The 25332-nt window shown below is 44.9% G+C and carries 28 protein-coding genes; 16 read left to right on the top strand and 12 right to left on the bottom strand.

The window, feature by feature from the left end; translation table 11 throughout:
- The first annotated feature begins 125 nt into the window (after window positions 1-125).
- From E4V70_RS00975 to E4V70_RS00990, 4 genes are read left to right on the top strand one after another with little or no spacing between them, the layout of a single operon-like run.
- Complete coding sequence (locus tag E4V70_RS00975; protein WP_122863040.1) at window positions 126-932, top strand: prepilin peptidase; 807 nt, start codon at window positions 126-128, stop codon at window positions 930-932.
- Window positions 925-1950 (top strand): LptF/LptG family permease, encoded by a 1026-nt coding sequence (locus tag E4V70_RS00980; protein ID WP_122863041.1) that lies wholly within the window; start codon window positions 925-927, stop codon window positions 1948-1950. The genes E4V70_RS00975 and E4V70_RS00980 overlap by 8 nt, the downstream gene beginning before the upstream one ends.
- Window positions 1951-2961, top strand: coding sequence for a tRNA pseudouridine synthase A (locus E4V70_RS00985; protein WP_122863042.1), 1011 nt, complete (start codon window positions 1951-1953; stop codon window positions 2959-2961).
- Complete coding sequence (locus tag E4V70_RS00990) at window positions 2958-3932, top strand: DUF3137 domain-containing protein (RefSeq protein ID WP_122863043.1); 975 nt, start codon at window positions 2958-2960, stop codon at window positions 3930-3932. Before E4V70_RS00985 ends, E4V70_RS00990 begins: the two co-directional genes overlap by 4 nt.
- A gap of 81 nt (window positions 3933-4013) precedes the next feature.
- Here E4V70_RS00990 and brnQ read toward each other — a convergent pair whose 3' ends face one another.
- A complete protein-coding gene (gene brnQ, locus E4V70_RS00995) occupies window positions 4014-5345 on the bottom strand; it encodes a branched-chain amino acid transport system II carrier protein (protein WP_122863044.1) in 1332 nt (443 codons plus the stop codon).
- Window positions 5346-5519: 174 nt separating this feature from the next.
- On the opposite strand from brnQ, the gene radA reads away from it, so the two are divergent.
- Window positions 5520-6860, top strand: coding sequence for a DNA repair protein RadA (radA, locus tag E4V70_RS01000; RefSeq protein ID WP_122863045.1), 1341 nt, complete (start codon window positions 5520-5522; stop codon window positions 6858-6860).
- A 72-nt stretch (window positions 6861-6932) separates the two neighbouring features.
- On the opposite strand, the gene E4V70_RS01005 is transcribed toward radA, so the two are convergent.
- The 3 genes from E4V70_RS01005 to ybaK form a co-directional block, all read right to left on the bottom strand.
- The gene (locus tag E4V70_RS01005) at window positions 6933-9008 is read right to left on the bottom strand and encodes an autotransporter outer membrane beta-barrel domain-containing protein (RefSeq protein WP_232037795.1); all 2076 of its coding nucleotides are present in this window, start codon (window positions 9006-9008) and stop codon (window positions 6933-6935) included.
- A 169-nt stretch (window positions 9009-9177) separates the two neighbouring features.
- Window positions 9178-10572 carry a phosphomannomutase/phosphoglucomutase gene (locus tag E4V70_RS01010; RefSeq protein WP_122863047.1) on the bottom strand — a complete coding sequence of 465 codons (1395 nt, stop codon included), beginning with the start codon at window positions 10570-10572 and terminating at the stop codon, window positions 9178-9180.
- Window positions 10573-10639: 67 nt separating this feature from the next.
- On the bottom strand, window positions 10640-11113 hold the full coding sequence (ybaK, locus tag E4V70_RS01015) for a Cys-tRNA(Pro) deacylase (protein WP_122863048.1): 474 nt from the start codon (window positions 11111-11113) through the stop codon (window positions 10640-10642).
- Window positions 11114-11173: 60 nt separating this feature from the next.
- Here ybaK and fliL point away from each other — a divergent pair, with 60 nt between their 5' ends.
- Window positions 11174-11698, top strand: coding sequence for a flagellar basal body-associated protein FliL (gene fliL, locus E4V70_RS01020; protein WP_122863049.1), 525 nt, complete (start codon window positions 11174-11176; stop codon window positions 11696-11698).
- Window positions 11695-12048: a holo-ACP synthase gene (gene acpS, locus E4V70_RS01025; protein ID WP_004321390.1), complete on the top strand. Its 354-nt coding sequence runs from the start codon at window positions 11695-11697 to the stop codon at window positions 12046-12048. Before fliL ends, acpS begins: the two co-directional genes overlap by 4 nt.
- 64 nt (window positions 12049-12112) lie before the next feature.
- On the opposite strand, the gene E4V70_RS01030 is transcribed toward acpS, so the two are convergent.
- Both E4V70_RS01030 and E4V70_RS01035 read right to left on the bottom strand, forming a co-directional pair.
- Entirely contained in the window at window positions 12113-12448 is a 336-nt protein-coding gene (locus E4V70_RS01030; protein WP_122863050.1) for a DUF1963 domain-containing protein, read from the bottom strand.
- Between the two features lie 42 nt (window positions 12449-12490).
- On the bottom strand, window positions 12491-13102 hold the full coding sequence (locus E4V70_RS01035) for a trimeric intracellular cation channel family protein (RefSeq protein WP_122863051.1): 612 nt from the start codon (window positions 13100-13102) through the stop codon (window positions 12491-12493).
- Between the two features lie 208 nt (window positions 13103-13310).
- Here E4V70_RS01035 and E4V70_RS01040 point away from each other — a divergent pair, with 208 nt between their 5' ends.
- Entirely contained in the window at window positions 13311-15665 is a 2355-nt protein-coding gene (locus tag E4V70_RS01040; RefSeq protein WP_122863052.1) for a hypothetical protein, read from the top strand.
- 159 nt (window positions 15666-15824) lie between these two features.
- On the opposite strand, the gene E4V70_RS01045 is transcribed toward E4V70_RS01040, so the two are convergent.
- The 5 genes from E4V70_RS01045 to pgp3 all read right to left on the bottom strand — a co-directional run bounded on the left by E4V70_RS01045 (window position 15825) and on the right by pgp3 (window position 19429).
- Complete coding sequence (locus E4V70_RS01045; protein ID WP_122863053.1) at window positions 15825-16997, bottom strand: sensor histidine kinase; 1173 nt, start codon at window positions 16995-16997, stop codon at window positions 15825-15827.
- Window positions 16985-17143, bottom strand: coding sequence for a hypothetical protein (locus tag E4V70_RS10645; protein WP_163026461.1), 159 nt, complete (start codon window positions 17141-17143; stop codon window positions 16985-16987). The genes E4V70_RS01045 and E4V70_RS10645 overlap by 13 nt, the downstream gene beginning before the upstream one ends.
- Window positions 17136-17798: a response regulator transcription factor gene (locus E4V70_RS01050; RefSeq protein WP_122863054.1), complete on the bottom strand. Its 663-nt coding sequence runs from the start codon at window positions 17796-17798 to the stop codon at window positions 17136-17138. Before E4V70_RS01050 ends, E4V70_RS10645 begins: the two co-directional genes overlap by 8 nt.
- A 290-nt stretch (window positions 17799-18088) precedes the next feature.
- Window positions 18089-18535 (bottom strand): DUF1104 domain-containing protein, encoded by a 447-nt coding sequence (locus E4V70_RS01055; protein WP_122863055.1) that lies wholly within the window; start codon window positions 18533-18535, stop codon window positions 18089-18091.
- Between the two features lie 54 nt (window positions 18536-18589).
- Window positions 18590-19429, bottom strand: a complete 840-nt coding sequence (pgp3, locus tag E4V70_RS01060; RefSeq protein WP_122863056.1) for a peptidoglycan metallopeptidase Pgp3 — start codon at window positions 19427-19429, stop codon at window positions 18590-18592.
- Window positions 19430-19520: 91 nt separating this feature from the next.
- Here pgp3 and E4V70_RS01065 point away from each other — a divergent pair, with 91 nt between their 5' ends.
- Entirely contained in the window at window positions 19521-20210 is a 690-nt protein-coding gene (locus tag E4V70_RS01065) for a lipid-binding SYLF domain-containing protein (RefSeq protein ID WP_122863057.1), read from the top strand.
- Between the two features lie 26 nt (window positions 20211-20236).
- Here the strand turns inward: E4V70_RS01065 and E4V70_RS01070 are convergent, their stop codons facing one another.
- Window positions 20237-20446 carry a hypothetical protein gene (locus tag E4V70_RS01070; RefSeq protein WP_002945385.1) on the bottom strand — a complete coding sequence of 70 codons (210 nt, stop codon included), beginning with the start codon at window positions 20444-20446 and terminating at the stop codon, window positions 20237-20239.
- Window positions 20447-20605: 159 nt separating this feature from the next.
- On the opposite strand from E4V70_RS01070, the gene E4V70_RS01075 reads away from it, so the two are divergent.
- The 7 genes from E4V70_RS01075 to E4V70_RS01105 all read left to right on the top strand — a co-directional run bounded on the left by E4V70_RS01075 (window position 20606) and on the right by E4V70_RS01105 (window position 25292).
- On the top strand, window positions 20606-21043 hold the full coding sequence (locus E4V70_RS01075; protein WP_122863058.1) for a Fur family transcriptional regulator: 438 nt from the start codon (window positions 20606-20608) through the stop codon (window positions 21041-21043).
- A 109-nt stretch (window positions 21044-21152) separates the two neighbouring features.
- Window positions 21153-21494 carry an HMA2 domain-containing protein gene (locus tag E4V70_RS01080; protein WP_002946902.1) on the top strand — a complete coding sequence of 114 codons (342 nt, stop codon included), beginning with the start codon at window positions 21153-21155 and terminating at the stop codon, window positions 21492-21494.
- Window positions 21491-22138 (top strand): aminotransferase, encoded by a 648-nt coding sequence (locus E4V70_RS01085; RefSeq protein WP_122863059.1) that lies wholly within the window; start codon window positions 21491-21493, stop codon window positions 22136-22138. The genes E4V70_RS01080 and E4V70_RS01085 overlap by 4 nt, the downstream gene beginning before the upstream one ends.
- Window positions 22139-22160: 22 nt before the next feature.
- Window positions 22161-22574, top strand: a complete 414-nt coding sequence (locus E4V70_RS01090; protein ID WP_122863060.1) for a hypothetical protein — start codon at window positions 22161-22163, stop codon at window positions 22572-22574.
- Window positions 22575-22586: 12 nt separating this feature from the next.
- Window positions 22587-22892 (top strand): Cys/Met metabolism pyridoxal-phosphate-dependent enzyme, encoded by a 306-nt coding sequence (locus E4V70_RS01095; protein ID WP_232037796.1) that lies wholly within the window; start codon window positions 22587-22589, stop codon window positions 22890-22892.
- Window positions 22889-23233, top strand: a complete 345-nt coding sequence (locus tag E4V70_RS01100; protein ID WP_122863061.1) for a YtxH domain-containing protein — start codon at window positions 22889-22891, stop codon at window positions 23231-23233. The genes E4V70_RS01095 and E4V70_RS01100 overlap by 4 nt, the downstream gene beginning before the upstream one ends.
- Complete coding sequence (locus E4V70_RS01105) at window positions 23217-25292, top strand: heavy metal translocating P-type ATPase (protein ID WP_122863062.1); 2076 nt, start codon at window positions 23217-23219, stop codon at window positions 25290-25292. The genes E4V70_RS01100 and E4V70_RS01105 overlap by 17 nt, the downstream gene beginning before the upstream one ends.
- Window positions 25293-25332 lie beyond the last annotated feature (40 nt).

Genomic DNA, 25332 nt, shown 5'->3' on the forward strand with positions numbered 1-25332 from the left:
AAATTAATGCGATAAATCGGCAATTTTACGCAAAGATTATCTTATGAAACGTCGCGACTTGGTTTAAAAAGCCGAAAATTTGGTATAAAACCCGCAAAAACGGAATAAATTTAAGTAGGAGAGTTATGATTTTCGCCGTTTTATTTTTTATTTTGGGCGCCGCAGTCGGCAGCTTTAGCAACGTCTTAATCTACCGCATGCCGCGCGGCGAGAGCATAAATTTCCCCGCCTCGCACTGCCAAAGCTGTAAAACGCCGCTAAAGCCGTATCACAACGTCCCTATTTTCGCGTGGCTGTTTTTGCGCGGCAAATGCGCGTTTTGCGACGAAAAAATCAGCTTTCAGTATCCACTCGTTGAGCTTGCTAGCGCCCTACTTTGCGTGCTTGCGTATTTTTATGAAACACGCGGGCTAGAGATGTTTGCAGACGGCTTTTACGCCGCTATTTTCAAGGCGGCGATGCTTGGTATCTGCTTTATCTTGCTGCTAGCGCTTAGCCTCATTGATTTTCGCTACAAAGCCGTTCCCGATCCGCTGCTTTTTGCCAGCGTCGCATTTTCGCTGCTTTACGGATTTAATCTCCCTGCCTCTTTTGACTCGGAGGGGCTTTTGCGCGCATTTGATTCGTTCATAAACGCCGCGATTTTTATGTTTGCTTTTTGGCTGCTTCGCGCTGTCGTTAGTCTAGCTCTTAAGCGCGAAGCCATGGGTTCTGCAGATATTTTTATCGCGGGCGTTATGGGTGCGATTTTAGGTATCAAGCTCGGCCTCATGGCGATCTACGTCTCGGCACTGCTGACGCTGCCCGCATACGTTATCGTGCGAAAGCGCGGATACGAGCTGCCTTTCGTGCCGTTTCTGAGCCTTGCTACGCTTATAGTTTATGCGTTCAAGGATTGGTTTATATACATCTTGGGGCTCATTTATGGATAGGACGGCGCGTTATCTTTTCTCAAATTTCCTAGGCACGTTCGCATCGCTGTTTGCGACGCTTTTTCTCATTATGTCGATCGTGTTTTTTATCCAGATCGCGCGCATCACTTCCTACATAGAGATCTCGTTTTTAGAGCTTTTTAAGCTTTATATGTTTATGCTGCCTAGAGTACTGCTTTTTACCGTACCGATCGCGTTTTTTGCATCGCTTGCGCTTATGTTTTTCAGGCTTTCTCGTGAAAACGAGAGTATCGTGCTTTTTACGCTCGGATATTCGCCCGTTAGGATCGCTAAATTTTTCCTCATCGTTAGCGGCGCAGTCTCAATCTTTCTCATCGTTACCGCGATAGTGCTGATTCCTACGGCTGCGGAGCTAAACGCAAATTTCGTCTCATACAAAAAAACCGTCGCCAAGCTAAATTTAAAAACGACCGAATTCGGACAAAAATTTTCCGACTGGATGGTCTTTATTCAAAACGAAAAGGACGATGAAAACGGCACGCTTTACGAGGGCGTGAAGCTTTATTCGCCAAAAGAAGGCGCACATAGATTCGTTCTAGCTAAAAACGCTCGCCTAACAAACAGCAATGCCGTTCTTGAATTTACGCTATCAGACGGCAAAATTTACGATATCAGGGACACCTCGTGGCACAAAACGGACTTTGGCACTATGAAAATCAGTACAGCCCAAGAGGACAGCGTCGCGCAAATGAAGTCGTTTTGGCAGTATTGGCAAATGATGAGCGAGGATAAAAAACGCGCCAAAGACTTCGCTACCTACGTTCTCATCGCGCTTTTTCCGCTAGCGACGACGCTTTTTGCTTTGAGCCTGGGTATCGTGACCTACCGCTACGAAAAGGGCTTTGTGTATTTTGGAATATTTGGCGTGCTTTTTGGCTATTTTACGCTCATTATGCTCTTTAGTTCGCGAGTTTTTATCGCGATTGCGGCAATATTTTTACTATTTTTTATCGCATCTATTTTTAGCTTTAGGGCTAAAATTTTAAAAAGATACTAAGTGCGCCTTAAGCTTGTTTTTAGCTACGACGGGTCGAAATTTCAAGGCTCGCAGACTCAGCCGCACGAAAACGGCGTCGAGGACGCTCTGGGTGCAGCCCTAGCACATGTGGGCATTTTTAGTAAAATAATCTCTAGCTCGCGCACCGATAAGGGCGTGCATGCAAACAACCAAGTAGCCTGCGTCGAGTGTGGCGAGCATTTTAAGGACTTTGCGCGTCTAAAAGCTCTCATCAATCGCCACGCCCACCCCGCCGTTCACGTTAAATTTATAAGCCGCGTGCAGGACTGCTTTCACCCGCGCTACGACGCTACGGCCAGAGCCTACCGCTACGTCATCAATCACGGCGAGTTTTCGCCTTTTTTAGCGCCTTACGAGACTTTTTTGCCGAGATTTGACCCAAATTTAGCAAACGAGCTGCTTGCGCTTTTTGTCGGCGAATATGATTTTAGCGCGTTTATGAAGCTTGGCAGCGACGTCAAAAGCCCAGTACGGCGCGTCACAAAGGCATTTTGTTACGCGCGCGGCAAGCGGTCTGTCATCGTTTTTAAAGCAAACGGCTTTTTGCGCGCCCAGGTTCGCCTCATGGTCGCTAGCGTCCTTAAGGCGCTCGAGCTTGTAAAAAACGGCAAATTTAAGGAAACGGGCGCGCTAAAGTTTAAATTTGAACGTGCGCAGAAGGCAAAATCCGGCGGCAAGGCAAATTTAAACCAAAACAGCCGCGAAAAAATCTTAACCGCAAGCGACGAAAGCGCAAATTTGACCGCCGAGCAAGCGGTTTGCGCCGTCTCAAAATTTGACGCCGAAAACTCAAATTTAAACAAAGCCGCAAGCATAGATACCGAAAAAAATCTCGCAAAAATTAGCGATAAAAACTCAAGCGATTGCCGCGATGCAAATTTCCTCAAAGCAAAAGAGCTTTTACGCCGAGCTATCTACGAGCAAAAGCCGCTCACGCGTATCCCCGCGCCGCCAAACGGCCTTTACCTAAACCGAGTTTTTTACGAATGATAAACCCAAAAATAAAAGAAGCCATCGCCGCCGTAACGCAAAAGCAAAAAGAGTGCAAAAAAGTAGTCAAAAAATACGCTACATTTATGACTATAACGACATTTGTCGCACCAATACTAATTTTTATTATTATGGAGCGACGCTTTGAAATATTCTTTCTTTTATTTGCAGTCATCCCAATATACGTCACGCCGAGGATTCCAAAAGTAGAAAAAACGCTGGAAGAGTATAGAAGCTTCTACAAAAATGTTTTTGTTAGCACGGTAATTGCCGATATAGATAGCAATTTTACATACGAGCCTCAAAAAGGCATCACCGCAAACGAATTTTATAAAAGCGGAATATACAGGCGCGTAAATTTTTACGGCGAAGACCAAATAAGCGGTACTTACGCTAATGTCAAATTTCGATTAAGCGAGGCTATAAAAGTAGAAAAAACATATGACTCAAACGGCTCAAAAAACCCTTATCTGGCGCTTTTAAGAGTAAGCAAAGTCATATACGACGAATACATGGACTTTAACGGTACAGTACTAGTCTGCGAGTTTTATAAAAATTTCAAAGGACAAACGATACTAGCCGACAAAAAGGTGCTAAATACGAAAATATCTGGCGAAAAAGAGATACTTGATGATACGGAGTTTAACAACGAATTTCGCGTATTTACCGACGACAAAATAGAAGCGCGCTATCTTTTAAGCCCCGGTTTTATGCAACGCCTACGCGAGGTTAAGCAGGGTTTTGACAGTGCCGTATCGCTAAGCGCGGCATTTATGGACGATAAATTTTATCTCTTTTTAAACGGCGCGAAAGACCGTTTCAAGAGTTCGCTCTTTGACTCACCGCTAAGCCTTTCTGATGCACAAGCCATAAAAGACGAGATCCTGCGGCTATTACACGTCATAGACGAGTTAAATTTGAGCCTTTACCTTTATAAATTAAAATCATATTGGAACATATATAGTTATTAAAAAATTTCGGCTATAAAATTTCTAAAATGTCTTGAAATTTTATAGCCGCATGCAAGAAAATCCGCGCTTTGCCGCTAGTAGTTAAAAAGTATTTTCTCTCTTTTCTAGCACAAGGTGCAGTATGTAAGTCACCGCAAATGCGACCGCACTAGGCACGATCCAGCCCAGCATCGAGTCGTAAAACGGCATTTCTTTGACGAGATCCGTCACTAGCGGCACGGAGACGCCCGCGATATCAAGGCCGTTTATCGTGCCGACGACCACGCAGACGTAGACGCAGGTGCGGTAGATGAGCTTGCTCGAGTCGATCAGCGGATTGATGAGCGAAAGGATGATGAGCATGATGGCGATCGGATAGATGGCGATCAGTACCGGGATCGAGCCCTTGATGATGGTCGTGAGGCCGAAATTCGCCACGCCAAAGCCGATCAAGCACCACGCCGCAACCCAAATTTTATATTTGACGCGTCCGCCCGTTAGCTCCTCGAAGTACTCACTAGCAGAGCTGATGAGTCCCAGCGTCGTCGTGATACAAGCTAGGAAAAACGCCAAACCTAGTACCAAAACGCCCGCCTTACCGAAGTAATGGCCGCTAATGCGAGATAGTAGTTCGGCTCCGTTTATCTCCGGCGCATCTTTGAAAAGCTCCGCCGACGTCGCGCCAAGGTAGCCCAGCATCAAATAAATCGCCATCAAAATCACGCCCGCCGTCATGCCTGCCTTTATCGTCGATGAAACCAAGTGGCGCTCGTCTTTTACGCCCACGGTTCTGATAGCGTTTATCACGATGATACCAAACGCCAGCGACGCTAGCGCGTCCATCGTCTGATAGCCCTCTACAAAACCCTTGGCTGCTGCGCGCTGCGCATAATCTCCGATAGGAGCGACGAACTCGCCGATCGGGAACAAAAATCCCGCCCCAAAAAGTAGCAAAATAAGCGCCAAAAGCAGCGGAGTGAGGTATCTGCCGAGCAGATCAACTAGTTTTGACGGGTTCATACAGACGTAATAATTTAGCGCAAAATACGCCGCCGAGTAGAAAAACAGCCAAATTTGCAAATTTTCAGCCGCGATAAACGGCTTAACGGCGATGTCAAAGGGCATATTTGCCGCGCGAGGTATCGCAAAAAGCGGCCCGATCGTGAGGTATAAAAGCGCCGTAAAAAGCACCGCAAATACCGGGTCTATGCGGCGAACTAGGCTTTGAAGCCCCTTTGCTCTAGCGATCGCTGCGACGCCAAGCACCGGCAAAAGCACCGCCGTAGCGCAAAAAAACATGATCGCGACGTAAAAATTCTGCCCAGCCTCTCGCCCCAAATTCGGCGGAAAGATAAAGTTCCCCGCGCCGAAAAACATGGCAAAAAGCGTGAGCGAGATGACTAAAAACTGATTTTTGCTAAGCTTTTGTTTCATTTTCGCTCCATTTTAGTTTTAAATTTGGCAAATTGTATTTAGATAAAGTTGAATTTTCGTTGATTTGAGTTAAATTTACTTATTTTTCGCTCGCGCGTGTTTCGATTTGAAATTTAACCGTGCGTCGAGAGTAAAATTTAAACATTTTAAAGTATAATCCCGCAAAGGAAAAATATGGCGAAAATAAAAACGGTATTTGAGTGTCAAGCCTGCGGCAATCAGCAGAGCAAATGGGTCGGCAAATGCCCACAATGTGGGGCTTGGGATAGCTTTTTAGAACTAAACGCGCAGCAGATCAAAACGCTAAAAGAGATCTCAAAAAGCACAGTAAAACCGAGCCTCGCAAAGCAAATCAGCGAGGTCGAGATCGAAAAAGTCACGCGCATCAGCACGCAAAATAGCGAACTAGATCTGGTTCTTGGCGGCGGTGTCGTGGAGGGCTCGCTGGTGCTGATAGGCGGAAGCCCCGGCATCGGCAAAAGCACCTTGCTGCTAAAAATCGCGTCAAATTTCGCCGCTCAAGGCAAAAAGACGCTCTATGTGAGCGGCGAAGAGAGCGCGAGCCAGATCAAAATGCGAGCCCAGCGCCTAGACGCGGTCAAAGACGGGCTGTTTTTGCTCACGGAAATTTTACTCGAAAATATCCTCGCCGAAGTGCGCAAAAACGAGTATAAAATCCTCGTCATCGACTCCATACAGACCCTTTACAGCGAGAAAATCGCCTCCGCGCCGGGCTCGGTGTCGCAGGTGCGCGAGATCACCTTCGAGCTCATGCGCCTAGCCAAAAACGAAAATATATGCGTCTTTATCATCGGCCATATCACCAAAGACGGCTCGATCGCGGGGCCGCGCATCTTGGAGCACATGGTGGACGTGGTGCTTTATTTCGAGGGGGATTCCAGCCGCGAGCTGCGCATGCTGCGGGGCTTTAAAAACCGATTCGGCTCGACTAGCGAGGTAGGGATTTTCGAGATGAGCGAAAACGGGCTAATCAGCGCCAACGACGTCGCGGGTAAATTTTTCACGCGAGGCAAGGCAACTAGCGGCTCGGCTATCACTATCACGATGGAGGGCTCGCGCGCGCTTAGCGTCGAGATACAAGCACTCGTGTGCGAGAGCGCGTATCCTAAGCGCAGCTCCACCGGCTATGAGAAAAACCGTCTAGATATGCTGCTGGCGCTGCTTGAGCGCAAGCTAGAGATCCCGCTGGGCCACTACGATGTTTTCATCAACGTGAGCGGCGGCGTCAAGATCGGCGAAACGGCGGCCGATTTAGCCGTAATCGCGGCGATCATTTCCAGCTTTAAAAACCGTCCGATCAGTAAAGAGAGCGTATTTATGGGCGAGCTTAGCCTAAACGGCGAGATTCGCGAGATATTTAACCTCGATCAGCGCCTAAAAGAAGCCAAAACGCAGAAATTTAAAAACGCGATCGTGCCGTCTAAGCCGCTTGACGCGCAGGGGCTAAAATGTTTCGTCGCGGGCGATATCACGCAGGTTTTGGAGTGGATGTGAGTTTGTTGCAACCCAAAAGCCACATAATTACCTCAAGGCACCCATATGGAGCCTTGAGGTAAAGAAGAATATTTAAAATTTATACATAATCTCGGCTGCAGCAGCAACGCCTTCTCTTTTACCAACCATGCCTTCAAATTTCAAATTTGTCTCAAATCCTTTTTGTGTTTTAAATTTTAATCCAAACTCTGCTATGCCGGTATTGCCCTTCATGGAAGGCGAAATAATATCCGTACTATACGTTAAATTGTATCCGTTTGATTTTCCTTTAAACTCTCTATCATATGCAAGACCAGCAAACCACAGAAGACCATCATTTATATCTTGAGAAAATTTAAAGCCTACTTTTGTTCTTAACGAGTCGCTTTTGCCTAGCAATATTCTTTCACTATTTAATTCGACTTGCTTTTTGCCGACTCTAGTAAAAAATACTTTAGAATATACGTCAATATTTGAAAAATCAGTTATTTCAAATACTTTACCTAGGCCAACATGTCCGCCATAGTAGCTCCTTGATGCGTCATAGCCGACCTTTACGCCGTTAGGCAATACCGTTTCGTAATCGGTTTTTATTTTGCCTATCTTTACGGTAGCTTCAGTATAGAAATTTACTGGCAAGCTTGCTTTACCAAGAAGTCCTATTCCGTAATAACGCATCTTGCCCTCTCCTTTAATATCGCCTACGCTTCTTCCGCCAAAAGTACCGCTATATTCATTAAAGGTATCATAATTGCCGCCTCCAAATTCTAAAAACGCGCCCGTAACGACATCCTTGAATTCTTTCGCAACCCCCACAGCAGATGATACTGATTTTACATCCACGTGCGAGCCTGAATTGTGTCTAGTATTAGATATGGCGGCGCCCGTTACCACGCCGCCATTTAATTCGCCACTGTCGGCTACGCCGCCAAGGTCTATATTTGAAACAACTTCAGAGCTTTGATTGATGATGGCTATAGCGCCAACGGTCGGCTCTAATGTACTTTTTTGCACGGTATCTATAAGTTTTTGTTCGTTACTGCCGTTATGGGGGCTTAGCGGACTAACTTTTTTAGCAACTACCGCATACAAATTATTTCCTTGGGCAGCCAAATCACTACCATCTTTTTGTAGATTAAACTCATATATGGTTGATATTCCGGCTATAGCTTGTAAATTTTCATTATGATTTTTTATTTTATCCGCAAGCTCTATTGGATACAAAATACCATGCGGGTTTGAGATTAAAGTTATCCTGTCGCTCACATTGAGATTATTATTTTCCGCCCCCATGGTTACAGCTACAAGCGAACGCGTCAAGTCGGTATTTTTATTCTGATTACCTATTTTACCGCTTAAATTTAAAATAGTATCGCCGGCTCTCACGTCTGAAGGTAGGTAAAAATTAACATATTCAAAATTTACGATATTTCCAGCCTCTATATTTTTGCCGCGAATATTTAAGATGTTTCCTTTTGTAGTTTTTGCAAATCCATTCCACCCAGTATCGCCGCCGTAAATAGTTTGTAATTTTAAGGAACTCGCATCTAAATTTACTATATTATCTATATTGCCGCCACCGCCTTTTCCACCGTAAATCTGCCCCTTTATCGTGCCGCCTTTTATGGTTACGATATTGCCGTTTGCTTTACCGCCGTTTACAGCATGGCCGCCCATAACGTCTTCGCCTACCATTCCGCCATCTATAATTACAGAATTTAAACTAGCCACGCCCCCAATACTATGTCCGCCTACAACATCTTGACTTATCTTGCCATTGTTTATTGTTACGAAATTTGAAGCACTATCGTCCCCTGTTTCTGCAGAACCACCATAAACCGACTGTATCCTATCTCCATCGTTGATATATACTTTATTATTAGAGGCATTTTTGTTTCTTGTCGATTGGTTTAATCCGCCGTATATCCGAACTCCTAATCTACTATTTTTAGCCATATTGGCAGGAGTAGCATTCCACGTAACGCTATTATTAGAATAGCTTCCACTTGTCTCGCCAGGGTTAAAACCATAGTAACCGCCAAACAAACTATTGTTATATAAGTATCTTGTATAGTACGATGACCGAGTATCTGCATCAATAACAATATTTTCCGCTCCATATAAAGAGCATCCTAACACAAAACATAAAGCAATATTATTATGCTTCATTTTTTCTCCTTTATTGTATTTTATTAGATTTATTAGCTATGAAAAAATGTATCGCCATACTTACAATTAAACTAAAATTATATATTTGAAATTCAAAAAAGTTAGATGAATATGGTTTGTAGTATATTTTAGTCCTACTTTACAAACCATCTCATTATGGCTTGCAAAATTATATACTTTCTTTTTTTATTAATTCACCAAACACGGTTTGCAAATTTGCCAAGGTTTTTTCATCTTTTGCTTCAAATCTCGTGACGATAACCGGCGTCGTATTTGAGGCTCGCACTAGCGCCCAGCTGCCATCGTCAAATCTCACTCTAACGCCATCTATATCGATGATTTCAGCTATCTTACCTAGGCCTGCTAGCAAATTTTGCGCGTCGCCCTTCTCATAAATTTCGACCAAAACCTCTTTTAGATTTGCAACCAGCTTAAATTTTTGCGCGTCGGTCGTTTTTATCTTGATCTCGTCGGTACTAAAGACCTTTGGCAGTTTATCGAGCTCGCCGTCTAGGTTAAAGCCTTTAGCTACAAGCTCTAGCGCGCGAAACATCGCGTACGTCGCGTCGTCAAAGCCGAAATATCGCTCCTTAAAGAAAATATGCCCGCTCACCTCGGCCGCCATATCGATATTTAGCTCTTTCATCGCCTTTTTGATATTGCTGTGGCCGGTCTTGCCCATGAAGCTTTTGCCCCCGTGCGCGTCGATCTCGTCGTACATATTTTGCGAGCATTTGACCTCGCCCAGCACTCGCGGATTTTTCATCGCAAGGCTATATAGATATGCTAGCTCGTCGCCTTTTATGTTGCGTTTTTTGGTTAAAACCGCGATACGGTCGCCGTCGCCGTCAAAACCAAACCCTATGTCAAATTCGCCCTTGAGCGCGGCCTTTAGGTCGCTTAAATTTTTCTCCTCGCTAGGGTCGGGGTGGTGGTTTGGGAAGTTGCCATCGGGTCGGGGATATAAAATTTGAGCGTTTAATTTTAACGCCTCGCAAATTTCAGGTAGCACCGCTCCGACCGCTCCGTTTGCGCAGTCGATGACGATTTTAAGCGGCAGATTTTTTAAATGCGCAAACTGCTCTATGAGGAAATTTTTATAAGGCGTCGCGACGTCGAATTTTTCGGCCCTAAAATCATCGGAGATTTGCGTTTTTGCCGCGATGTCGTCTAGCACGGCGACTTTTAACTTTTGCAAATCCTCGCCGAAGTAACTATCCTTAAAAATCGTGATTTTAAAGCCGTTGTACTCTTTTGGATTATGAGAGCCGGTTATCATTACGTTTGCGTCAAATTTGTCCGTAAATACGCTAAAATACCCGACCGGCGTCGGTAGCAAACCGATATCGTAGACCTTGATCCCGGCTAAATTTAGCCCGCTAACTAGCCAACCGAAAATCTCACCTGCGCTTAGCCTAGCATCATACCCCACGCTAACGTTTTTTGCGCCTCGGCGTAGCATTTCGCGGCCTAAATTTAACCCGATCGCCTTAACGCTCGTTTCATTTAGATCGCGCACATAAACGCCGCGTATATCGTATTCTCTAAAAATTTCATCTATCAAAATTTTACCTTTTTAAATTTATTTTATTTTAAGACGGCGTATTTTAGCATTTTTGGGTTAAATTTTACTAAACGGCGACGTCGCCGAGCTTTGCGTTGATGGCTTCTATTAAGCTTTGCGGCGCAATTTTTATCTGTTTTCCGCGCACGCCGGCGCTTACGTAGACGTAGTCTTGTTTTAAAATCCTCTCGTCAAAAAACGTTTCAAACGCCTTTTTCATCGCTATAGGAGAGCAGCCGCCGCGGATATAGCCCGTCACTTTTTCAAGCTCTCTTAAGTTTAAAAGTTCGCATTTTTTATGCCCGCTTAGTCTAGCTAAAGCCTTTAAATTTAAGCTCAAATCGCCCTGTATGCACGCTACGACGTAGCCTCTAGGCTCGCATTCGCAGACGATGGTTTTGTAGATTTTTTCTATTTGCTCGCCGCAAACGGCAGCCACGTGAACGGCGCTCAGATCGCTTTCGTCCACTTCGTATTCGACTAGCTCGTATGGGATATGTTTGCCGTCTAGAAACCTTGCAGCGTTTGTTTTATGTACCATTGCCTTCTCATTTTTCAAAAATTTAAGATATAATTATAGCTAAAATTTTAAGGAGAATAGATGGCTGAAGAGACACAAGCTAAAAAAAGCAACAGCTTAGTTTTAATCATAATAATCGTTATTTTGATACTACTTTTAGTGGTCGGGGGGTTGCTTGCGTTTTTATTAATGAGCGGTAACGACGACGCTACGCAGGGGCAAACGGCACAAGCGCAAACCGAACAAGTCCAATCGGCAGCGCCAAAAAATACGGCAGGAAAGCGCTCAAACGACTACATAAATATGGGGCCCGTTTATCCACTCGATCAGTTTATAGTAAATTTACTTAGCGAAAGCGGCTCGAGATACTTAAAAACAAAGGTAGATCTAGAGCTTAGCGCCGAGACGCTAACGCCTGAAATAGACAAGAAAAAACCGCTAATCAGGGATATCATAGTATCCACCCTCTCGTCTAAAACGTACGAAGAGGTAAGCACTCAAAAAGGCAAAAATCGCCTAAAAGATGAGATAGTCGACCGCCTAAACGAGGTTTTGGCCGACGGTCACATAAAAAACATCTACTTTACCGACTTTGTGGTGCAATGATCGGCATAGATATCGTAGCGATCTCGCGGATCTCAAGGCTTAAAGAGCGGCGGGGCGAGGATTTTTTGAGATATTTTTTGAGCGACGACGAGATAAATATCGCAAAAACGGACGCTACGATAGCGGGATTTTTCGCAGCTAAGGAGGCTATCAGCAAAGCCCTTGGCTGCGGGATCTCAGCCGAGTTTTCATTTTTTGACGCTCAAATTTACAAAGACGACAAAAACGCTCCAAAAGTAAAGCTCTCAGAAAAAATCATAAAAAATTTTAATCTAAAAGACGCGCAAATCACCATTAGCCACGACGGAGGTTTTGCTATCGCCGCTGCGATACTGCAAAGAGCGGATTAGGCTTTTAAATTTAGCTCAGATATGGGCTAAATTTACCGCTAAATCAAATCATGTTTAGCCAAATTTAACAACCGCCGCCGACCCCCCCCCTTTTTTTACTCGACAAACGCAAGTCAAATTTGATACTGTTTTTATCCGCGGCGATTTTTTCAAACTCCGAAACTTCGCTAAAATTTATCTGTGCTATAAAATGAAGCAGTTCGCCAGCTTGTTCGTTTGCGGGCCACGGCTCGCTTCGCGGCATATTGAGCAATCCGCCGAATTTTGACGCGCTTATCGGTATTTGTCGATCGGCGCTTTCTTTTGCCGAAATTTTTACCGCATTTTTAGTATAGTTTTTTATATCCTCAAATATACGTCCGAGACAGTACTTTTCGTATCTTGCACGTAAATTTTGCAAATTATCAAATTTAACGCATCGCTGTAAAAAGTTAGATAAATTTCACTTTTGCAAAGTCGGTAAATGCCAACCAAGATAATACGCCGCAAGCCTAAACACGACTCCAAACGCAAAAAGCCCCATCACCCAAAACACGCTCGTAAATCCCGCATAATCCATAGCAAAATAAATCAGTCCCACGACAATGCTAACCGTCGCGTAAAGCCCGGTTTTAAGACACCACGGCACTTCGTTAAAGAGCACGTCGCGTATCATACCTCCGCCCACGCCGTTGCAAAGCGCTAACAGCACGACGCCAAATACGTTGTAGCCAAACTGCAGCGCCACGATCGCCCCGACGATAGAAAAGCTCACGAGATCCACTGCGTCGGTGGTGACGAAAAGGAATTTTTTCTCGATATCGCTTCGCTTATGCAGGCGTAAAAACGCCGAGAGAAAGAGCATCACCATCACGATAATGCACGGAGCATAGTGCGTGAACGAATACGGCGGGCGCGAGACGATAGCGTCGCGCATAAATCCGCCTCCAAGCGCAGTCAGAAGCGCGGCGATAAAGATACCCAGCCAGTCGCAGTCGCGCTTAACCGCGAAGATAAATCCGCTCGTGGCTGCCGAGGCGATGCCGATGTATTCGGCGACAAGGAGCGCAGTCATTTTCAGCCTTAAGTTTTTAAACGAGATTTTACATTTTTAAAATAAAAAAATGGATAAATTTAAACGAAATACCAAACAAAAGCGCCTATTTTGATTGTGTTTGCGATTTTACGGTTGTAAATTTAAAAACCACACCTGCACTCAAGTACAATATACAAAAAATAGAAAAAACAATATAATAGCACAAATTTTAAAGTAAAGGATAGTCGTGCCGGCCGAAGCAAGTATCGTAAAAAGCATCGAAAAAGACGCCATCGTCATACCGCAAAATAGCGATAAAGACGTAGTCATAACAGACGAAGATACTTTTCTATCAGATCAAGGCGCAACAGTAAAAGAAAACATTGAAGACGCGACCGTAGCGGCCGACACCATTGCGTTACAGCAACCATCGCTGGACGAAACTCAAACTCAAGATACAAAGGAAAGCGCAACTGACGGTAGTGGCGGTTCGGCTAGCTTAGATGGCGTGAGCCTGAGCAAGGTTGCGTTTACAGAAGGCGGCCATATATCAAGCGTAATTGCAACTTATAGCAACCCGTATACGCAAAATCAACCTTCTATTGCAGTTGAACGAGCTATCGGTATTGCTACCAAGATAATTTCATCATCCCCTGCGCCAAAAGCACTACAAGTAAGATCTCTAAGCGATGTCATGGAGGGATCTGGTGATTATTTGACATTTGCTTTATCCGTAGGAAGCGCCCTAAAAGCTAGACCGACTACGCTAAATTTTAGCCTAAGCGGCGGAACGGCAGGCGTAGATTACGAGGCGGGTTCTATGCAGTATTCGACCGACGGCGGCTTAAGCTGGACTAGCGGCAGCCAAGCAACCATCGCCGACGCCAACGATATAAATAGCGTTCAAATAAGAGTAAAAATCATAGATAACGACGGGCATGGCGGCGTAAATTTATCGAGCACCTCTACGACGCAGAGCGACAACCAAAACCAAGGCGTAGAAGGCGAATCAAAAGTAGATGCAAACGGCGTTAAATACGAAGACTACGGCGTAACCTACAAAGACTACTCTAGAAATTTAACCCTAACCGTCACCACGGACAATACTGAGATAATAAACTCTAGCGCAACGGGCAAAATAATAGACCACGACGACTATCTAAGCATACAAGGAAATGCACAAACCGACGGCAAGCATATAAATACCGGCGCGGGCGACGATACGCTAAATCTTAGCGGTCACGTTAAAAATCATTTCGTCGCAAATACCGGCTCCGGTAACGACGTCGTAAACATAAATGGCCAAGTTACAGATAGCTCCAGTATCAACACCGAGGAAGACAACGATATCGTAAACATAAAAGGCGTTATCGAAAATTCCGAAGTACACACCGGAACGGGCGATGATACGGTGAGCATAAAAAACTCCGCCGTCAAAGGGCAAGACGGCTCAAAAGCCACGATAGATACCGATGAAGGCGACGATATCATAACGGTTGAAAATTCCGCATTAGAAAAAGTAGATATCATCGCAGGCAACGGAGAAAACAAGGTAACATTGGGGCAAAATTCCACCTTTAAAGACGTTAGAGTAACGACGGGAAAAGACGCCGATACGATAAATATAGAATCCGACGTGACCGGCTCTACAAACAACAGAAACGACTCCATCATATCAACATACGCAGGCAACGATAACATCAATATAAAATCCGGCGTAACGCTCACCAACGTCGCCGTAAACACAGGCGCAGGCGAGGAAAAGATCGAGCTAGAAGGAGTTAAATTTGTAAATTCCGAGCTATTTATGGAGGATGATAACGACGAAGTAACCATCTCTAATAGCGCCTTTGAAAACGCTACTATATCGGGAAACACTGCCGGCATAGGCACGGGCAAAGGCGAAGACGTCGTAACGCTAAACAGCGGAGGCGAGTTTAAACAAGGCACATACATACACACCGGTACGGGCAACGACGCTATAAACGTAAACGGCGGAGCGATCATTGATAAAGCCCAGATAAACGCCGCCGAAGGAGACGACGAAATACATATCAACAGCGGTGCGCAGATCCAAAACGCCTCACGCATAGCCGGAGGCGAAGGCAACGACACCATAGACGTAAACGGCGGCGCAAACGTCTCGCACTCCGTGATATTTGGAGGCAGAGGCGATGACACTATAAACATAAAAGCCGGAGCGAATTTTGATAATTATTCTGAAATAAGAGGCGACGAGGGCAACGACAAAGTCGTGATAGAAAAAGGAGCAAACATCTCAACCTCCGTCATAAAAGGCGGTGACGGCGAAGATACGCTAAATATCTCCGAAAACATAGACTTTAGCAAGGTTAAAGACTTTGAAAAACTCGAGCTAGGCGGCGCCGAAAACAACGTCGAAACCACGATAACCGCCAAAGACGTGCTTGATATGACGGATAGCGACAACAGGCTAAGGATAGACGGCGAGAGCGGAGATACGCTGCATCTTAAAAACTTTACCCAAGGAAACGTAGGCGCGGAATACACCGAATATAACGGCACGACCCAAAGCGTAACCGTAGAGGTCAAAAACGAAATAAACGTCGATATTCTGCCTTGATACGCCAAATTTGGCTTTCTTAGTTTTGCATACTTTCTAAATTTAGCCCGCTTGCGCGTCAAATTTAAGTTTAGCGATTTTGGTCAAATTTGACGGTTTAAAATTTGACCCAAACTTGCCGCACAAACTAAAACAACTTAAATTTACAGCCCGGCTTTCTTAAATTTTAACCGCGCTCCCGCCAAAACCGACGCGAAACTCCGTTAGCCCGCCGCCGCTTTTGCACGAGATTTTAAACCCGAGCTCCTCGCAAAATGTTTTAACGATGTGAAGCCCGATACCAAAACCGCCGTTTCGCTCGTCAAACCGCGTATAAAGATCAAAAATCCGCGGCAAATTTTCCTTCGCGATGCCCGCGCCGCTGTTTGATATCGCGAGCGCTGCGGGGGTTAAATTTACGCTTACCGAGCCATTTTCGTCGCAGTATTTTATGGCGTTGCTAAGTAGATTATCGATGATTTTTCGCGTTTTTTTATAGGACGAGCGTAGCTGCACCTCGGCGATTTGCATGCTTATGTTTATATTTTTTTGCTCTAAATTTAGCCCAAAGTACCCGATCCGCTCGCGCACCAGCTCGCTTAGGCTAAAGCTCGTCGCCGCTACGTCCTCTTTGCCGCTAAGTTTGACCAGCGTAAGGTCCTCGTAAAGCGTCGAGATCGTTTTGGATGCGGTTTTTATGTTATTTAGGTTTTTTTTCGGATCGGTCTCAAACATCTCTATACTCATCAAAATGACGCTAAGAGGCGTGTTTATCTCATGCGTCGTATCCCTGATAAAGCCATTTAAAAAGTCGATACGACGGTAAAGCGGGCGCAGCGAAAGACGGATGATAAAATAAGCTATGACTAAAATAGCAAGCAGTATCATAAACGAGAAAAATATTATCTTGAGTTTTAGCGTAAAGATCGCAAACTCGGGATCCGCGACCTTGACCGCGACGTAGTACTCCTCCTCGCCGAAATGATTTTTGAGATAAAACTGCACCACAGAGCTCGTTCCGTCCTTGTATCTGCTCGGCATGCCCTCGCGCGGCTCAAAGTCGTCCTCGATCTCCTCGCCCGTTTTTAAATTTACGGCAAAAGCCTCGACGTCGTCGAAATCATCGTCGTCTATCTCGCCGTTTTTTTGTAATTTATTTTGCAGGTGATGCTGCAAATCTCGCACGATAAATACGTCGCGGTCTAGGATAAAATGCTTCTCGCGCTCGTAAAACATCTGTGCGAAAAAAACCAAAAATGCGGCGCTCGTGATAAAATAAAGTAAAAAAATAGGTAAAATTTGACGGTCCAAGAGCGGGGCGAAGGCTTTTTTAATTGATTTTAGAAGTGACATTTGCCGCCTTTTGGATCAAATTTGACCGTATTTTGCGGACGTAAATTTTGAAGCATAAAACGGCAAAAATCTTGCGTAAATTTGGATGAAATTTCAAACCCGCGCCCTACTCTTTGTATCTCGGCCGCACTAAAAAGCTTAAACATATTTATAGCCTAGCTTTGATGCGCTAACGATACGCTCTTTGCCTAAAATTTTACGCAGCTCCGCGATATAAACGCGCAGGCTAAGCTCGCTAGGACTCTCGTCGTAGTCCCAAATTTGAGAATAGATCTCCTCTCTACTCAAAAATTTATCCTGATTTTTAAGTAAGAGTGCTAGCAGCCTAGACTGCTTTTTAGGCATCGAGACAGCCCTGCCGTCACGAAACAGCAGACCCTGATTCATATCAAAGCCCAAATTTTCGCCCAGATTTACCAGCTCGTTTTTGTTATGTACGAAGGTGCGTTTTAGCAAATTTTGTACGCGCAGATGCAGCTCTTTTAGCTCAAACGGCTTTTTGATATAGTCGTCGCAGCCGCTAGTAAAGCCGGTTTGTACGTCATCAAGCGTATTTAGCGAGGTCGTAAATATACAAGGCGTGTTTTTGCCCGTGTTTCGCAGCTCCCGAAGTAGCGCAAAACCGCTGCCGCCGATGATCTTGACGTCAAATATCCAAAGATCAAAGTTGCTCTCGTAGGCCAAATTTAACGCGTCGTCGTAGCTTTTCGCGCCCGCAGTCTCGTAGCCCTGAGCCTGCAAGTACGCGCACATCATCTCAAGCAGCATATTTTCGTCCTCGACGATCAAAATTTTACTCATTTTCGCTCCGTTTTCGTTTGTTTTTGTCGTTTTACGGCGTTTTATCCGCTTGATTTTCAGGTTTTATTTATCCTGTTTGCAAGGCTCGTTTGCATCCGAGATTTTCAAAGAGCGCTTAAATTTCGCTACAGATAAATCCTGCGTAAATTTATCAAATTTCATCTAAATTTCAAGGTAAAATTTCATAAATATTCGTTGTCGCCAAAGTGCTTAAATTTGTAAAAAACGGAGCAAATTTTCGCGCAAATTTAAACGAAAATCCGCCCCGCAAAGCCTAAAAAAGGCCGAATTTACTCTTTACTGCGCGGCATATGAGGGCCTTTGCCGTCTTTATCTTTTATAAATCCACCCTTAAAATCGTGCTTAAATTTCTTGTGAAAATCATCGTCGTCATCGCCGTCTTTTAGCTCGATATCAAGCCTTTTTGCCTCCGCCACGCTTAGCGCGCCCACTTGGGCGTTATAGCCGTTTCTAAACTCGCGCATAAACCGCTCTCTATCGGCGATACTCATCGCGTCAAACTTCTTTCTGATTTCGGCCTTTAGCCCGCGTTTGGCCTCTTTGGCCTCAAATTTTAGCTTGCCAGCGCGCTTATCTATCTCAAAAGCTACCTCGCTAAGCGTCTTAGCGTCGGCGCTTGCGACCATTTTATAAAGCTCGTCGTTCGTGCTATTTTCAAGCGAAGCGGCAAAAAGCCCGCCCGCAACCAACATACTAATCAAAACTACTTTTTTCATTTTCTCTCCTTTAAAAAGATGAGCGAAGTTTAAAGAAAAGTCGTGAAAAAAATGTTAATTTAAAATTTCGTTGATTTTTTTGACGAAATTTATCGGATTTACCTGCACGCCGCCGGCGATCACGCCAAAGTGCAGGTGCGGCCCGCTCACTCGCCCGCTAGCACCGCTAAGCGCGATGATGTCGCCTTTTTTGACGCTTTGTCCGACTTTGACGTTTAGCGCGCTTAGATGATAGTACTGCGTGTAGATGCCCTCGCCGTGATCGATCACCACGGATCCGCCCGCATAGTAGCGGTCTTTTGCTATGACGACTACGCCGTCGTTTGCCGCGACTACGGACGTGCCGACCGCCGCTCTAAAGTCCGTGCCGCCGTGATAGCTCTTTAAAGTGCCGTTAAATACGCGCGCGGTGCCGAACGGACTCGTGACCATAGAACTCATCGGCAGGATAAATTTGGAGCCAAATTTTAGCCCGACATTAGCCGTCGCGTAAATTTTATTCGCCTCCTCGCGCTCCTCCTCGATACGCTTTAGCACGTCTTTTGGCGGAGTTACTTTGCTGCCTTCGACGGTTATTTTTTCTTTTTTATATTCGCCCTCTACGATCTTAAAAACTATCGTCTCATCGCCGCTTTTAAGCCCGTTTATTAGCTTTATTTCGCCCTTTTGACGGTAGCTGGCGGCGACGATGGCAAATTTTAAATTTTCATCCCCGGGCACGCTAAGCCAGCGCTTTTTCTTGCCGTCAATGCTTAAATTTCCGGCAAATTTAGCCTCCACGTGTACTATCTCGACGTCGCCGTTTACGATCGTCTGAGTTTGGCTAGGCGCGCCGCCCTGTACTTTTGCGCTCGAATTTAAACAAATCAAAACGGCTAAAATAATTTTTTTCATTTACATCCTTTACGTAAATTTAACGAATAATTTTTAAATTTAATAAAAAAATACTATAATAGCGGGTAAATTTTACGAAAAAGGAAACAAAATGCGAAATTTTTTCAAACTGGCGCTTTGCCTCATGTTGCTATCCGGTGCTGCCTTTGCCGAGCTCACGCAAAATCAAAGGGTAAAAACGGCACTCAATATCCTAGATACGTTTGGACAAGATAACGAAAAACTTGCCGAAAAAAATAGAAAAATCAACCTAAAAGACGTCAAGGGCATCGTAATTATCCCGGATCTCGTTAAAAGCGGATTTATAATCAGCGGACATAACGGAAGCGGTATTTTCGTAGCTAAAAACGATGACAACGAGTGGAGCAGCCCGATATTCGTGGATTTTAGAGGCGGCGGCATAGGCGCGCAAGCAGGCTACCAATCAAGCGATTTGATAATACTTTTTAAATCAAGCAGATCTTACGACGGTTTAGTAAACGGTAAAGGCACCCTAGATATTAGCGTCGATGCCGCTATAATGGGAGTCGGCGAAAAAGCTGCCGCGATGACGGATCTACCTGAGATTTCGGCATTTGGCGTATCAAAATCGAAAGAGAGAGGAATATTTTTCGGCGTTAGCCTAAACGCGTCAAATTTAGTTATAAATATGCAAGATACCAACGACTACTACGAGAGAATGTACGCGATCGAAGATATCTACAACAACTCTCCGAAAGACTCAAGATATACTAAAAAGCTAAAAGAAATAATAAATAAATATTTTGAAAGCGAAAAATAAGTTTTAAAAACGGTTTGGCCTAGCGGCTAAACCGTATAAAGAGAGACGAATCTTTTTTTATTAATCGGCGAAAACTGAGTCATATACTCAAACGCCTCTTCATAATCTCCGTCGGTATATTTTGCGACCTCTTCGATAAGTTCGAAAAGCTCTTCATCGTCAAGCGATTCAAAATTGCCTCGGTTTTCTAAAACCTCTAGCAAAACCGCCTCAAGCTCTAGTTCGTCGTACGTCATGGCTTCCCTTTTAAAATTTTTGCGGAATTATGCCAAAATAACCTTTATAACCGCTTAGCCAAAATCTCCATTTTTTGAGAATTGGTCTTAAATTTATCGCATTATCAGCTTTTTTTACTATAATAAAAAGTAATTTTAATCGGCTGAAACGGCGGCAAAATGCACACTTTTGATAAATTTTATATGAAATTTTTAGAGCTTTTACGGGATTACGGATATAAAAATTCCGCCGCAAAAGAGCAAATTTTAAAAATTTTATTTTCCAGCGACGAGCATCTTAGTGCAAGCGAGATACAAACCAAGATCAAAAGAGAATTTAGACGAAACGTGAGTCTCACGGCGATCTATCAGTTTTTAAATTTTTTGCAGGACTTTGGTCTCGTTTTGAGCTTTGAAGAGAGCGGGATAAATAGATTCGAGCTAAATTTAAAGTCGCATCACGATCATCTAATCTGCGTAAAATGCGGCGCGGCAGAGAGTTTTTTCGATAAATATATAGAAAAAAAACAAGAGCAAATTTGTAAAAGCTCAGACTTTAAACTCGAAGGCCATGCGATGATTTTATACGGAATTTGTCCAAAGTGCCAAAACAAATAGCCTATTTTGCGCCTATTTATCAAAAATGATTTGATAACGATATGCAAAAAAGTTTCAGTTAAATTTAAGCGTAGCAAATAGATAATACGCCAAAAAATAAAGGAGAAACATGAGCGCAGCGCCACATATACCATCGGAGTTAGTCTTACGCATAGCTTCGTATTTTACGCCGATCCACCACGTCGCAGGCCGTTTAAGAGTCCGCGTCAGCAGCGATATCAAAAAAGAAGCGGACAGCTTGCCGTTAGAAAAAATAGATCAAACGATCAAGCAAATAGACGGCATAAAAAACGTCAAATTTAACAAGCTAATCGGCTCCGCAACGATCGAGTACGACCATGAAATTTTCCCGAAAAAGATGTGGGACGATCTGCTAAAAGGCCAAAATTTGCACGAAATTTCAGCTCTCATCAACAACCTAGCTCAAAAAGCTACCGGCGGCGCAAGATGAACGAGGAGCTAAAGCAAGCCGCAAATGCGGTGTTTTTACTAGAGTCGCAGGGAGTAAAATTTTACGAAAACGTCTGCAAAAAAGATGAAATTTTTGATCAAATTTTAGCGGTTAGGCGAAGCGGACTGGAGCTTTTAAAGTCCTACGCAGACCCCGCCGATCCGCAAGTTTTTTGCGCTTTAGCGTGCGAGGATCTTGACGCTTGCTTTATAAAAGCCCTAAACTACGAGCTTGAGCTAAACGCGTTTTATGAAAATTTGACCGACAACATAAGCGATGAAAACTTTAAAGACGTCTGCTTTAGGCTCTGGGCTACGTCAAATAACGAATACATCCCGGCTCTCAAAGCAAAACTGGCTCAAATTTTAGCCGCGCAGTTTCAAGGTGCGGATAACGCAAGCCAAGAGGAGCAGGCACAAACGGCTCAAAATCCGAGCGACAATATCTTAAACGCTTTTGAATCGGATAGCTTTAAGCAAATCAGCCAGACGCTAGAGCGTATAAGCTCGGGGCAAGGCAGCAAAGAGGACGCTATCACGCTTTTGAACAATCCGAATTTTTCATTTTTCGGCGGACTAGCGCTAGGCGGACTAGCCAGCATGATGCTAAGTAAAAATTTAGACAAAAATAAAGATAAAGAATAAAATTCAACATAAAGGATAAAAAATGGCACTACCGTTTATCGCAGGAGCAATCTTAGGAGGTTTAGCCGTCGCGGCTTTTAACAACAAAGACAAAATCAAATCAACCCTTGAAAGCGGACTAGATAAAGGCAAAGAGTTTGCCGAAAACGCAAAAGAATTTGCCGAGAAAAAAATAGGCGAAGCAAAAGAGTACGCCGAGAAAAAATTTGCCAAAACAAGCGAAGAAAAAGCCGAAACAAAAAAACGCAAAAGACGCACTAGCGCCGAAGTAGCCGCGGAAAAAGCGCAAAAAGAGGCAGTCAAAGAAGCCGAAAAAACAAAAGCCAAGAAAAAAAGAGCTCCAAGAGCTAAAAAAGCTCCGGCAAAAGCGGCTCCCGAGACTAAAATTTTAGCCGACGACATCGCAAACGCGCTTGAACCAAATTTAGAAAAATAATAAAGGTATAGAATGAATTTAACATCAACAACCAGACTCCCACTAGACCATATGATAAGCGGCGCGCTAATCGGCGCGATAGCAGCCGGCGGCGTAGGCATACTAAACTATAAAAAAGGTAGCGCAAGCAAGGCCGAAGTAGTCGCAAAAACGACCAAAACCGCGATCCAAGGCGGTATCGTCACGGCATGCGCCATTAGCGCGTCAAATAAACTAGTCTCTGCACGCTATTTTGCCGCGGCCGTCACCGTAGCCGTAGGTATCGCAGGCGTTGTCGCGACGGAGAAACTAATCAAAAATTTAGAGGAAAGTAAATGAAAAACCCATACATCAATCAAACTCAAGCAGTAAATCAGCTAAACGACGACGGTAGCACGACGACTACGACTACGACGGTAAAGACTACCGGCGCGCCAAGCGCGTTTGACCGCGGCATAAACGACGCGCTAAAAGACTTTGTCCCGGCAAATTTTAACGCGGCAGGCTTTATAAAAGGTGCGCTCATAGGCGGCGTCGTGGCATACGTGCTAACAAACGAAAACGCGCAAAAAGCGCTATTTTCAGCTATCGCGAAGGGATCAAATTTGCTTCAAGCAGGATTTGAAGAACTAAAAGAGCGATTTGAAGATGTAAAGGCCGAAATTGACTCCCAAAAATAATGTTCGCATCGCGCACCTGACTAAAAACCGCGTGCGCTTCGTCTGCGAACGCATCGGCGAGGACTGCGACGAGAGCCGCTTGGAGGCTCAAATTTCGGAGTTTAGGTACGCAAAAAGCGTCAGGGTAAACAAAAAAGCAAAAAGTATCATCGTCGGCTTTGAGTCGAATTTAAACGAAATCAAAGAGTTCATCGAAAATTTGCCGATCGCAAATTTTAACAAGCGAAAAAATAGCCCGAGCAAGGCTGAGATTTATAAGGCGGCAACGGCTCTAGCCATCACGCCTCTTATAAGTAGCAACGGCGTAAAGGCTATGGCTAGCCTGATAGCCGCCGCTCCGCTGTTAAAAGAAGGCGCAAGCGAAGCCGTAAACGAAGGCATAACCTCAAAAGTACTCGAAGCCACCGCAGTGGGCGTGAGCTTAGCTAGGCGCGACTTTTTAGCGGCAAATAGCACGAATCTCATGCTAACTATCGGCGAATACATGGAAGAAAGCGCCGTACACCGCAGCGACGACCTCATCAAAGAGCTAGCCCGCCCGAACATCGAAGAGGTCTGGATCGAGATAAATGATCACGGCAAAAAATCTCTCAAAAAAATCCCGACCGTAGACGTTAAAATAGGCGACATCGTAGTCGTCGGTGCAGGCGAGAGCATCGGCATCGACGGCTATATCGTGGAGGGCACCGCAAGCGTAAATCAAGTCTCAATGACGGGCGAAGCAGAACCCGTCAAAAAAGAGCGCGGCGACCGCGTGATGAGCGGAACCGTCGTCGAGGACGGACGCATAAAAATCTGGGCCGAGAGCATAGCAGCCGAAAGCGCGACTGCTAGGATAAAATCCTACATCCAAAGCTCGCTAAACGAAAAATCGGCCGTCGGACTAAAAGCTACGAAGCTAGCCGACAAACTAGTGCCCGTGACGTTAAGTCTAGCCGGCGTTTCGTATCTGCTTAGCCGCGATATGACTCGCGTAGCTAGCGTGTTGCAGGCGGACTACTCCTGCGCGCTAAAGCTAGCCACGCCCGTCGCCTTTAAATCAAGTATCTCAAAAGCCGGCCGCAACGGCGTACTGATAAAGGGCGCTAAAGCTATCGAAGCGCTAGCGAGCGCCGATACTTTCGTCTTTGATAAAACAGGCACGCTAACGCACGGCAGCCTAAGCGTCGTGAAAGTTCACTCGTTTAAAAAAGAATTTACCGAAGCACAGCTGTTAAATTTGACCGCAAGCGCTGAGGAGCACTACTTCCACCCGGTAGCCGAGGCCATCGTAAAGGCCGCGCGCGAGATAGGTTTTCACCACATCCACCACGACGAGGTCGAGTTTATCGTCGCTCACGGCGTAAAAACATACGTAGGCGGCAAAGAGGTCGTGATCGGCTCGCGGCATTTTTTAGAGGACGACGAGCAAATTTCATTTAGCAAACATGAAGAAATCATAAAAAGCGAAGTAGATAGCGGACTCACGCTACTTTACGTAGGCTACGACAAAGAGCTCTTAGGCGTCATCGCTATGCGCGACACCATGCGAGAAAACGCCGCGCAGACACTAGCAAAGCTACGAAAACTAGGCGTAAAAGAGCTCATTATGCTAACGGGCGACGTGCAGTCTAAAGCCGATCAGGTAGCAAGCGAGCTAGGCATCGATAGAGTCTATGCAAACTGCCTACCTACCGATAAAGCAGGCATCATCGAGCAGCTAAAAGCCGAAGGTAAAAAAGTAGCATTCGTCGGAGACGGCATCAACGATGCGCCAAGCCTCACCAAAGCGCACGTAGGCATCAGTATGCAAAAGGGCGCCGACATAGCAAAAGCAACCGCCGACATCAGCCTACTAAAAGACGACATCGGCTCGGTCGCCGTCGCAAAAGACGTCGCAAATAAAACTATGAGGCTGATAAATACGAATTTTAACGCTACCGTCGGCATAAACTCCCTCATCCTAGCGGGCGCAACGTTTGGCCTTTTTAACCCTATCGCCACAGCCGTTTTACACAACGGTACGACGATCGGACTGCTGGCAAATTCGATGAAAGGCGTCAAGATAGGCGCGAAGTAAATTTGAAGGAATGACGGTTGATAGATAAAATTTTAAAATT

Origin of the sequence: Campylobacter showae (genome assembly GCF_900699785.1) — a bacterium.
Taxonomy (GTDB): Bacteria; Campylobacterota; Campylobacteria; order Campylobacterales; family Campylobacteraceae; genus Campylobacter_A; species Campylobacter_A showae_D.